Annotated in this window: 5 protein-coding genes (1 of these 5 cut by a window edge); 3 read left to right on the forward strand and 2 right to left on the reverse strand. The window is 65.3% G+C overall.

Annotation, left to right across the window (positions count from 1 at the left end; all coding sequences use genetic code 11):
- Positions 1 to 8,666, forward strand: partial view of a non-ribosomal peptide synthase/polyketide synthase gene (locus ACIBJI_RS01795; RefSeq protein WP_397082703.1) — the 3' portion only. Its footprint begins 16,552 nt before the window's first position; the window shows 8,666 of its 25,218 coding nt (coding positions 16,553–25,218); its start codon lies off the left edge, out of view; the stop codon is at positions 8,664 to 8,666.
- 25 nt (positions 8,667 to 8,691) lie between these two features.
- Entirely contained in the window at positions 8,692 to 8,910 is a 219-nt protein-coding gene (locus ACIBJI_RS01800) for an MbtH family protein (RefSeq protein WP_364340758.1), read from the forward strand.
- 57 nt (positions 8,911 to 8,967) lie between these two features.
- Here ACIBJI_RS01800 and ACIBJI_RS01805 read toward each other — a convergent pair whose 3' ends face one another.
- Complete coding sequence (locus tag ACIBJI_RS01805) at positions 8,968 to 10,308, reverse strand: helix-turn-helix domain-containing protein (protein WP_397082705.1); 1,341 nt, start codon at positions 10,306 to 10,308, stop codon at positions 8,968 to 8,970.
- A gap of 262 nt (positions 10,309 to 10,570) precedes the next feature.
- Here ACIBJI_RS01805 and ACIBJI_RS01810 point away from each other — a divergent pair, with 262 nt between their 5' ends.
- On the forward strand, positions 10,571 to 10,759 hold the full coding sequence (locus tag ACIBJI_RS01810) for a hypothetical protein (protein ID WP_364340762.1): 189 nt from the start codon (positions 10,571 to 10,573) through the stop codon (positions 10,757 to 10,759).
- Between the two features lie 65 nt (positions 10,760 to 10,824).
- Here ACIBJI_RS01810 and ACIBJI_RS01815 read toward each other — a convergent pair whose 3' ends face one another.
- Positions 10,825 to 11,631, reverse strand: a complete 807-nt coding sequence (locus ACIBJI_RS01815) for a carboxymuconolactone decarboxylase family protein (RefSeq protein WP_364340764.1) — start codon at positions 11,629 to 11,631, stop codon at positions 10,825 to 10,827.
- Positions 11,632 to 12,009 lie beyond the last annotated feature (378 nt).

Raw genomic sequence — 12,009 nt, forward strand, 5'->3', positions numbered from 1 at the left:
TGCTCAAGGCGGGTGGCGCCTATGTCCCGATCGACCCGGACCATCCGGCACAGCGCATCGCCCACATCATCGACACCGCCGCACCTATCGCACTGCTCACCACCGAGCGTGATCGTCAGGACTTCGGATATGCCGGTGCGACAGTGTGTGTCGATACCATCGCGCTGGCTCACCATGCCGACGATCCGATCGCGGCGAACGAGCGGAGCGCGCCGATCCATCCGCAGAACCCGGCCTACGTGATCTTCACCTCTGGCTCGACCGGAAAACCCAAGGGCGTCAGTGTTTCCCACGCCGCGATCGTGAACCAGATGACCTGGATGCAGTCGGAATACCGGCTGACCGCCGACGATGTTTACCTGCAGAAGACGGCGACCACCTTCGATGTCTCGCTGTGGGGTTACTTCCTGCCGCTGCGCATCGGTGCGACGCTGGTGCTGGCCACCCCGGACGGCCACCGCGAACCTGGATACCTCGCCGAGGTGATCGCCGAATACGGCATAACCGTCACCGATTTCGTGCCGTCGATGTTGAGTGAGTTCGCGGGACAGGCCGAAACGGCCGATCTCGACACATTGCACACGGTATTCATCATCGGAGAGGCACTGCCCGCCGAGACCGTCCGGGCCTTCGGCGCACTGAGTTCCGCGCGCCTGCACAACCTGTACGGCCCGACCGAGGCCGCGGTGAGCATCACCTACCGCGATGTCACGGGCGAAATCGAGCGCACCGTCATGCCCATCGGCAATCCGGAATGGAACAGCCGGGTATACGTGCTGGATTCCCGGCTGCGACCGACGCTGCCCGGCGTCGCGGGGGAGTTATATCTCGCGGGCACCCAACTCGCCCGTGGCTATCACGGCAGGCCTGATTTGACGGCGGATCGCTTCGTGGCGAACCCATTCGGACCTGCGGGTGAGCGCATGTACCGCACCGGCGATTTGGTTCGCTGGGATACCAGTGGCGTGACCCCGGAACTCGTGTACCTGGGCCGCACCGACTTCCAAGTGAAGTTCCGCGGCCAGCGCATCGAGCTCAGCGAGATCGAGGGCGTACTCGCGGCCGTGCCAGGTGTTTCGCAGGCCGCCGCCAGCATGGTCGCCACGCATACCGGCGATCAACTCGTCGGCTACGTCGTCAGTGATGCACAGGGTGAAAGCGACCTGCGCGCGACAGTTTTGGCGGCCGCGATGGATGCTTTGCCGTCATACATGGTTCCGTCGGCGATTGTCGTGCTGGCCGCCTTCCCGCTCAATACCTCCGGCAAATTGGACCGAAAGGCACTGCCGGAGCCGGTATTCGACCGCGTCGCCTATCGTGCGCCGGTCACTCCGGCCGAAAGGTTGGTGGCCGAGGCATTCGAGGCGGTACTGGCACGGTCGCCGATCGGTGCCGACGACAACTTCTTCGACCTGGGCGGCAATTCACTGATCGCCACCCGGGTCCTGGCGCGGCTCGGCGAGCGGATCGGTCGTGTGCCTGTGCGGTTGCTGTTCGAGGCCCCCACCGTGCACGCCTTTGCGGCACGCCTGGCCGCCCAAGCGGGCGACCAGGTCGTACCGCTGATCGCCGGTCCACGCCCCGAGCGCATTCCGCTGGCACCGGTGCAGCGCGGCATGTGGTTCCTCAACCGGCTCGACCCGGACTCGGCGGCCCACAATATCCCGGTCGCGGTGCGCATCGGCGGCGAGTTGGACGAGGCGGCACTGTGTGCCGCGTTCACGGATGTGATCGCGCGTCACGAGGCACTGCGCACGGTATACCCGGCCGATGCGAATGGCATCGGGCACCAGGTGATCCTGCCTGCCGAACCGGCACCGGTATCCCTGGTGGTCGAGACCCCCAGCTCGGTGGACGAGCGCATAGCCGAATTCCTCAGTGCTGGTTTCGATGTCACCACTGAGGTGCCGGTGCGCGCGATTCTGCTGCGGGAAAACGCGGCGAGCCATGTGCTCGTCGCCGCGCTGCACCACATCGCGGCGGACGGCCATTCGATGCGGCCGCTGCTGCGAGACCTGTTGTCGGCCTACCTGTCCCGGGTTGTCGGCGGGCCCCCGGTCTGGCCGGAACTCGCCGCACAGTACGCCGATTACGCGCTCTGGCAGACGGCCGAGCTGGATTCGGTCGCGGCCGAACAGCTCACGTACTGGACCGAAGCGCTGCGGGATCTGCCGGAAGAACTGGCATTGCTCACCGATCGGCCACGTCCCGCCATCGCGTCCGAGCGTGGCGGCACGGTGCGTGCCCGCATTGGCAGTGGGGTCGGTATCCACGAAATTGCCGCGGCCCACAATGCAACACCTTTCATGGTGGTGCACGCAGCACTTGCGGTATTGCTGTCCCGGCTGTCGGGTTCCGCCGATATCGCCATCGGCACCCCGATAGCGGGTCGCGGCGCGGCGGCATTGGACGACCTGGTCGGCATGTTCGTGAACACCTTGGTGCTGCGCACCCATCCGGATCCGGCCTGCTCGTTCATCGATCTGCTCGACGAGACCAGAACAAACGATCTGGCCGCATTCGCCCATGCGACGGTCCCGTTCGAGCGCGTCGTCGATGAACTGGGCATCCCACGATCGCAGTCCAAACACCCGCTGTTCACCGTCGCGCTGAGCTATCTGAATGCCGGTGCGGCAGAGTTCACGCTGGCGGGCTTGGAACTGACTGCCGTCGAATTCGACGAGCCGGTGGCGCGCTTCGATCTCCAGTTCACCGTGGCGGCAGAACTCGACTCCGAAGGTCACCTGCCGATCGAACTCGACTACGCGACAGATCTTTTCGACGAGGCTACCGCCGCCGGGCTGCTGCGTCGGTTCGGTCGTGTCCTCGGCGCACTCACCGCGCATCCGTCCGCGCCGATCGGCACCATCGATGTGCTCACTCCGGCCGAACGTACCGAACTGCTCGGCAGGCGCGGCGATGAACCGGTTCCGCCGCGCACCCTCGCAGAGCTGATGACTGCGGCCGTCGCGATGAATCCCGATGCGCTAGCCCTGATTTCGGATGACCATGAATTGACCTACCGCGCACTGGACGAGCACTCGTCCCGCCTGGCCAGAATGCTGATCGGACACGGTATCGGTGCCGAAGACTTCGTCGCCGTGGCCATCCCGCGTTCCGCCGAATCCATCCTCGTGGTCTGGGCGGTGGCCAAGACCGGAGCCGCCTTCGTACCCGTAGACCCGACCTACCCGGCAGATCGAATCGCCCACATGCTGTCGGATTCCGGTGCCACGGTCGGTCTTACGCTCACCGCATGGCGCTCGGTATTGCCCGCAACCGCCGAATGGCTGGCACTCGACGCACCTGCCACGGCGGCCCGCATACGGCATTCGAGCGCGGCACCTCTCGCGCCCGATGAGCTGACGCGTCCCGTGCGCGTGGCCAATCCCGCGTGGATGATCTACACCTCCGGTTCCACCGGCACCCCGAAGGGCGTAGTTGCCACCCACGGCGGACTCGCGGGAGTGGCGCGTGCGCAGCGGGATCGCTACCAGGTCAACGCGACATCCCGCGTCCTGCATGTGGCTTCGCCCAGTTTCGACGCCTCCATGCTCGAACTCTTGCTCGCCCTACCCGCAGGCGCCGCACTGGTGATCGCACCCGCAGGTGTCTACGGTGGCGCGGAATTGACCGCGCTCATCCGGAATCGGCGGGTGACCCACGCCTTCATCACCCCGGCCGTGCTGCGGACGCTGGATTCGAACGAACTGCCCGAACTCACCCACCTGACCGTCGGTGGCGAGTCGTACGGCCCGGATGTGGTGCGACGCTGGGGAACAGGGCGGGCATTCCACAACACCTACGGCCCGACCGAGACCACGATCATCACCAATATCAGCGCACCGCTGCGGCCCGGTGAATTCGATCTGGGCAGCACCATTCACGGCATGTCCGCGGTGGTGCTCGATACCCGATTGCAACCCGTCCCGGATGAGGTGACCGGCGAACTGTACTTGCGCGGACCAGGCCTGGCGCGCGGTTACCACGCGCGGCCGGGACTTTCGGCGGATCGTTTTGTCGCCGATCCCTACGGGGTGGCGGGCGGGCGGCTCTACCGGACCGGTGATCTGGTGCGCTGGACCGTATCCGGCGCTATCCAGTACGTCGGAAGGGCCGACCATCAGGTGAAGGTGCGCGGTCTGCGTATCGAACTCGGTGAGATCGACGCGGTCCTCTCGGCCCATGAGAGCGTCGAATTCGCCGTGACCATCGGGCAAACCGATGCCACGGGCTCGGTTTCGCTGGTCGCGTATGTCGTCGCGAACGGAGCGATCGACACCGCTGAGCTCACGGCCTTCGCGGCGCGCTCACTGGCCGCCTATATGGTGCCCGCCGCCATCATGGTGCTCGACGAAATCCCGCTGACCCCGGTCGGCAAGGTGGACCGCAAGGCACTGCCCGCACCAGAGTTCCGTACCGCGACCTTCCGCGCGCCCGAGACGGCCGCCGAGCGAATCGTGGCCGAGGTCTTCGCCGAGGTGCTCGGCCTGGCCGTCGTCGGCCTCGATGACGATTTCTTCGCTGTCGGCGGAAATTCGTTGACGGCAACACAATTGGTCGCGCGGTTGGGCGCTCGATCGGACACGACGGTCGGGGTGCGACTCGTCTTCGAGAACTCGACCGTATCGGCCTTGGCCGCTGCCCTCGACACCACTGCGACGCGTGCACGTGCGGCCTTGACTCGACGCACCGACACCGATCCGATACCGCTCTCGCTGGCACAGCAGCGCATGTGGTTCCTCAACCGCCTCGACCGTCAGTCGACCGCATACAACATCCCACTGGCAGTGCGGCTCATCGGTGATCTCGATATCGCCGCACTCAATGCGGCCATCACCGACGTGGTCGAACGCCACGAGGTGCTGCGCACGGTATACCCGCAGCACGAAAGCGGCCCGGTACAGGTGGTCTTGCCGATGGCCGATGCGGGCGCGCCGGTGCTCGCCCCGATTCCGGTGCCCGTCGACGATCTGACCTCGGCGGTCGCAGATTTCGTAGCCGGCGGATTCGATGTGACCGGCTCGGTTCCCTTGCGCGCCAGGTTGTTCTGTCCGGTGGCAGGTCCGACAGGCCTCGGCGAATATGTGCTGGTAGTGGTCGTCCACCACATCGCAGCGGACGGCTCGTCATTGGTTCCGCTGGCACGTGACGTGATGACCGCCTACGCCGCACGTCGGCACGGCATGCCGCCGGAATGGATCCCACTGCCGGTGCAATACGCGGATTACAGCCGCTGGCAACGGGATCTGCTCGGGAGCGAGGACGATCCGGATTCGCTGATCTCCCAGCAACTCGGATTCTGGATCGAAGCCCTCACGGGCCTGTCCGCACAACTCACCCTCCCGACTGACCGCCCGAGACCTGCCATGGTCTCCACCCGCGGCCGCCATGTCGATTTCAGCATCGACGCCGACCTGCAGGCGAGGCTGGCGGAGTTGGGCCGGAACAGCGGAGCGACACTGTTCATGGTCGTGCACGCCGCTTTCGCGGTGTTGCTGGCCCGCCTTTCCGGCACCGCCGATATCGCCGTCGGTACTCCCGTCGCGGGTCGTGGTGCGGCCGAACTCGACGATGTTGTCGGTATGTTCGTCAATACCTTGGTGCTGCGTACCCAGGTGGACGCGGCCACCGGCTTCATCGAACTCCTGGATGGGGTACGCGCCGCGGATGTCGCCGCCTTCTCCAATGCCGACGTACCCTTCGAGCGGCTGGTCGAGGTGCTGAATCCGGAGCGCTCGACCGCGCGGCATCCGCTGTTCCAGGTCGGCTTCTCCTTCCACAACCAGGCCGAGGCGGAATTCGTACTGGACGGATTGACTGCCACCGCAGTCGATTTCGACTCCGAGGTCGCGCAATTCGACCTGCATCTGGTCGTCACAGATCGCTACCACCCGGATGGGAATGCGGCAGGCATGGCCGCATCGATCACCTACGCGACCGCGCTGTTCGACGAAGCCACGGTCGCCGGCTTCGCCGGTCGACTGCAGCGTCTGCTGTCCGCCATCTGTGCCGAACCACAGTTGCCGGTCGGTGATCTGCCGCTACTGGACACCGCCGAACGCGATCGGATGCTGTTGTCCTGGAACCGGATCGAACACGAATTCGCTCCGGCCACCCTCATTGCCGCCTTCGAAGCACAGGTCGTCGAGACGCCCGATGCGGTGGCAATCGTCGATGACGCCGTAACTGTCACCTATGGCCAATTGGCCGCGCGGGTGAATCGGCTCGCCCGTGCCCTCATCGGCCGTGGCATCGGCCCGGATTCGCTGGTGGCTCTGGCCATTGCGCGCAGTGTCGACCTACTCGTCGCCATGTACGCGGTGGTGACGGCGGGCGGTGCGTATGTTCCGCTCGATCCGACCCACCCGCTCGACCGGACCACGAGCGTACTCGCCGCCGCCGACCCGGCACTGGTGCTGACCTCGGCGCAACGGCCGGTGCTGCCCGAATCGATGGCGGACCACCATTCGGTGCTGGATATCTCGGTTGCCGCAGGCGTTCTCGACAACAGTCCGATTCGTGCTGAGGAGCGGCTGTCCACACTCACTCCAGCGCACACGGCATATGTCATCTTCACCTCGGGGTCGACGGGAACGCCCAAGGGCGTCGCCGTCACGCACTCGGCGGTCGCGCACCAATTGGATTGGCTGCAAACGGAATACGAACTGCACGCCGATGACGCGGCGCTACTGATGACCTCGGCGGCCTTCGATCTCTCGGTCTGGGAGTTCTGGTGGGCCTTGCGCACCGGTGCGCGAGTAGTACTGGCACCGCAAGGCGCACAACGTGACCCGGCCGGCGTGGTGGATCTGATCCGACGCGCCTCGGTCACCACGCTGACGCTGGTGCCATCGCTGCTGGCCATGTTGGCCGAGGTCAGCGGTGATCAGCGACTGCCGAGACCGCTGCGGCGACTACTCGTCATCGGCGAGGCACTGCCCGCCGCGACCGTCGACCGGATCGGCGCCCGCACCGCCGCCCGCATCGACAACCTGTACGGGCCCACCGAGGCAGCGGTCTCGGTGACCCGATTCCGCACCGAGGCCGGTATCCGCCAGACGGTGGTCCCGATCGGCACACCGGAACCCGGAAACCAGGTCTATGTGCTCGACGACCGACTGCATCCGGTGCCGGCGGGAGTGACCGGTGAGCTGTACCTGAGCGGCGCGCAGCTGGCCCGCGGCTACCACGGCAGGTCCGACCTGAGCGCGGAGCGGTTCGTGGCCAACCCATTCGGCGCATATGGCACCCGGATGTATCGAACCGGCGATATGGTCCGCTGGGGTGCGGACGGCAACCTCGAGTACGTCGAGCGCCGCGACTTTCAGGTGAAGATACGCGGCTACCGAATCGAACTCGCCGAAATCGAGCATGCGCTGCGCGCACGTCCGGCGGTCGCCGAGGCCGTCGTCATCGCCCATCGCGGCGACCAGCTGGTCGGGTATTTCACCGCCACCGAGGCGATCGATCCGAATGCGCTGCGATCCGCCCTGACCGAGACGCTGCCGAGCTACATGGTTCCGTCCGTGCTGATCCAACTGAATGCCCTGCCACTCAACACCAACGGCAAGCTCGACCGGACCGCACTCCCGGAGCCCGAGTTGGGCATACGGGAATTCCGCGCTCCGGAAACAGAGTTGGAGCTGCTGGTCTGCGCCGTCTTCGCCGAAGCGCTGGCGGTCGAGCGAATCGGCATGGACGACAACTTCTTCGAACGCGGCGGCAATTCTCTGCTGGCCACGCGACTGGCGACCCAGCTGAGTATCGCACTCGCCGAACAGATCCCGGTGGTGTGGCTGTTCGCCGCGCCGACACCTGCGGACTTGATCACCCAACTGGAACTGCACCACTGCGGCCGCGGCCGCGTCGACGCGCAAGCCGCCTTCGATGTCCTACTGCCCTTGCGCCCCGGCGGATCTCGCGAACCAGTGTTCTGCATCCACCCCGTCGGCGGTGTCGCGTGGTCGTTCGCGGGCCTGGCCGCACATATTGATTCCGAACGCGGCATCTACGGCATCCAGTCGCCGGTGCTGAATTCGGTGGCGGCGCTGCCGGATTCCATCGAGAACTGGGCGGGACACTATGTCCGCGAAATCCGCGCGGTACAGCCCGAGGGCCCCTACCATCTGCTCGGCTGGTCACTCGGCGGTGTACTCGCACATGCCGTCGCGAACCAATTGCAGGACCAGGGCCAACATGTCGCGCTGCTGGCCATGATGGACAGCCCGCTGCACACAACGGTGGACGGTACGGCAAGCGTTCCGGTGGCGGATCTGCTCGGCGGCCTGCTCGGCGAACAAGCCGAGGATATCGACACCGAACTCGATCGCACCCAGCTCGCCCGCCGTATCGCAGAACTCCCGGAACCGTTCGCATCCTTCGGATTCGACCGGCTCGACCGTCTGCTGGACGCGGGCACGCACGCACTGGAGCTCATCACCCGCTACCGCCCACGGCCCTATAAAGGCAATCTCGTCTACTTCACCGCCGCACTCGACGACCCGACCGGGGCCACCGGCGCGGCCAGCTGGTCCGACGCAGTCGACGGCACCGTGCACAACCACGCCGTTCAGGCCACGCACTGGCGCATGACCTCCGAATCCGCCCTCGCCCGCATCGGCCACGTCCTGACCAATGTCATGGCGCACGCCGAGCGGGCCTGAATGCTCCCACCAGGAAGGCCGATCAATGACCAACCCCTTCGACGACGATGACGCCCAGTTCTACGTCCTGATCAATGCCGAGGGCCAGCACTCCCTGTGGCCGATCTTCGCCGCCGTCCCCGGCGGCTGGACGGTCGCCTACGGCGCGGCCGCGCGCCGGTCCTGCCTGCAATACGTCGAATCCCACTGGCTGGATATGCGTCCGAATTCGCTGATTACCGCGATGCAACCCGATGCCAACTGAATAGGTAGGGCGCGCCGGTTCGTACATCCCCCCTGCCGACCGGTGCGCCCTGCCCCCTCATGCCCGGGTGCGTGCAGTATCGACGACCATCCGGGCCTGCTCGCGCCAATCAGCGACGGCACGACCTCGGAAACCTGACAGCGCGGTATCGAATTGTTTGGCGCGCTTGGTGACAGTGAGGCCGACGTAGGTGTGGCCATTGGTGATCGCGCAGGTCGCCACCGCGCACGCCTCGTCCACCTCGCCCGAGGCGAGCAGGGCGGTGGCGTGTTCGAAGCGGACCAGCGCGGGTTCCATGGTCTCGCTGGGGTCGTAGAGTCCGATAGCTCGCTCGGATGCCAGGGCGGTCTGCTCGGCGCGGCCCAAGCGGGAGTAGCCGATGGCCTGATAGAAAGCGAGCTTCTCCGGGCGGAAGGAAAAGATGCCGATCGAGAGTTGTTCCGCGGGCATATTTTCCAGCGCCTGCTCCGATCTGGAGATGCAGCGGACGAAGCCGTCGAAATTGCCGAGGCTGGCGTGCGCGCGGGCCGCCATTCCCCACAGCCAGGCCGCCGCCGGACCGTGGCCCGGATTTTCTTCGAGACGCGGGCCGAGTAGGTTCAAAACTTCCTTTGGATTATCGCTATAGGTCGGTAAATACGCCAATCCTGCCAGTGCGATGTCCTCGGAATAGCGATCTCCGATGTCCTGGGCCGCATGAATTGCGGTGGTGTACCACAATCGGGCCTGACCGAAATGTCCCTCATTGAACAGAATTTCACCGACCACATTCGCCAGGCGCCCGGCGGTACGGACCAGTCGGATTTGATGATGGGTCGCCTGTCGCTCCGCGAGACAGCCGCGGACCGCCCGGAATTGGTCGAGCGTGCTATGCAGCAACTCGTGCGGCGGGACCTGCACCACGCGGGCGCCGAGCGCCTCGACGGATTGCTCGAGCAGGCCGAGCCGCCGTTCGCTCATCGAACCCGCATCCAGGGTGGCGAGCATCTTCTCCGGTTCGCTCGCGACCATCTCAGCCGCCTGACCGGCCACGCCAGCGCCGATGCAGGCCAATAACAATCGCCTTCTCACGTCGTCATCCTCGACTTCCTTGTCGAGCCCGATGTCCCTACCGAGCTGTATCCGATCGAGCGCCACGCTCGTATCTTCGGTATCGCGGGCCGCCGTCGGGCCCGCGATCGCCCGCTCGAATCGCGCGACGACAACCGAATCGGCCTCCGATAGCACTCGATCGAGCAAACGCCTGCTTGCGGCATGCATCCGGGTTGTCCGGCCGTTCTCCCACAAGATCACGGTGCGCGGGGTGACGCCCACCAGGCGCGCGAACTCATAGCGACTTCGCTTCATCGCCACGCGAAGAGCGAGTACGTCTTCGCCGGTCCAGTCGACCTCAACCATAGGTCCCGCTCCCTTGTACCAGGCTGATTCAATCGAAAATTACTCGCATTTATCGCATTCGGCTCTGTTATCCACCGAATCGCAACGTGCACGCTGAAGCGGTACCCGGCACCGGTTTTGTGCCCCAAACCCTTTCGGGGGTGCCGGCTCTGACGGAGCCCGACGCACGGTCCCGACGCTGTCGGCGATCCACAGCGTTGACGGCGGGTTCCGGTGGGGCCGCCGGTGCTGGGTGCACTTATCTCTTCGGTGGAGGTGAACAATGGACGTTTTGCATTCGGATATGCGGGAATTGTGGCTCGTGCAGAGCCGCGACTGCAATCAAGAGCCGGTGGGACTGACCTATGACCGAGCGCGCTTCATTCTGTCCGTGCACGCCGGGCACGGTGCCCACTGCCGACAGTATCTGGCCGCCTCCGCATACTGCTTCCGGTACGCCGCCGATAAGTAGCCACTACCTTGACGAGGGGCTTGGTGCGGCGCTCGGTTACGCAGCGCCGCAACGGGTTCGAGTGCTCAGTGCTGTGTCCGCTCGGCGAAAATGTTGCGTGCCACGGTGATTCCGTTGAGGGCGGCCGGGAAACCGGCATAACCCGCCATCTGCGTGATGATTTCGACGACCTCGGTCTCGGTACCGCCGACATTCAGCAGGCCGTGGATGTGCACGCCCAGTTGCGGCGCCGCGGTGCCGAGTGCGGTGCACATTGCGACAGTGACCATTTCACGGGTCTTCAGGTCCAGGCCGGGACGCGAGTAGATATCGCCGAAGCAGTACTCGATGATGTAGCGCCCCAGATCCGGTGCGATATCGCGCAGGGATGCGATGACCTGTTCGCCCGCGTGCCCGTCGATCTCGGCGAGTTTGGCGCTCCCGCGCTCGAACCGGTCACCCGTCGGTGCCGGCGCCGGGTCGGCCGGTGTGGGGAGATCGGTACGGGCGTCGAACACTTCGCGCGCCGCACCGAGCCCGTTCAGCGCGGCAGGGAATCCCGCATACACGCTGACATGGATCAGCGTCTCCACGATTTCCTCCCGCGTGCACCCCACATTCAGCGCCCCGTCGATGTGGAACCGCAACTGCGGGGCGGCATTTCCCATCGCAGCCAGCGCCGACACCGTCGCCAACTGCCGCTGCCGCAACGTCAGCCCCGGCCGCGACAGTATGTCGCCATACCCGAATTCGACGGTCAGCCGCCCCAGGTCCGGTGCGATATCCGCGAGACTGTCCAGCACCGCGGGCCGCTCCTGCCCACCGACCTGCCGAAGCAGTTCCAGTCCGCGCTCGAAACGATCATTGCTGCTAGAGGCCTGTGTGTTGGTCATGCCCGAACTCTAAAAGTTGGAGTGTGCTCCAACGCAAGCTTTGACCCGTAGCGACTGTGCTGTGCCTCGGGATCGTGACGCACCGCGGTGTGAAGCCCTAGCTCGGCAAGGCTGTCGCACAGCTGGCGACCTGCTCGCACAAGTCGCAACCTATGTGCGGTGTTCACTCGATGTGCGCGACCTCGATCGCCGCAGGCCAGTCCCGATCTGACGACGATACTCTCGCACGCGCTTGGTCTATGTGGAGAATCGTTAGAAACATCGTGCCCGCTCGTTGCGGCCGTCGTGAACGGGTGATCTTGGAATATATGGGCACGAAATTGGTGCACACCACATCGCCGAAACATCCACTTGAGTGAAGAATAGTCAGTAACATCT

It is taken from the genome of Nocardia sp. NPDC050408 (assembly GCF_044458905.1).
Classification (GTDB): Bacteria; Actinomycetota; Actinomycetes; order Mycobacteriales; family Mycobacteriaceae; genus Nocardia.

What these genes read in the sequence shown, in the direction of transcription:
- ACIBJI_RS01800 (WP_364340758.1), top strand. Translation starts at nt 8,692, where the DNA reads ATGACCAACCCCTTCGACGACGATGACGCCCAGTTCTACGTCCTGATC.
- ACIBJI_RS01805 (WP_397082705.1), bottom strand. Translation starts at nt 10,308, where the DNA reads ATGGTTGAGGTCGACTGGACCGGCGAAGACGTACTCGCTCTTCGCGTG.
- ACIBJI_RS01810 (WP_364340762.1), top strand. Translation starts at nt 10,571, where the DNA reads ATGGACGTTTTGCATTCGGATATGCGGGAATTGTGGCTCGTGCAGAGC.
- ACIBJI_RS01815 (WP_364340764.1), bottom strand. Translation starts at nt 11,631, where the DNA reads ATGACCAACACACAGGCCTCTAGCAGCAATGATCGTTTCGAGCGCGGA.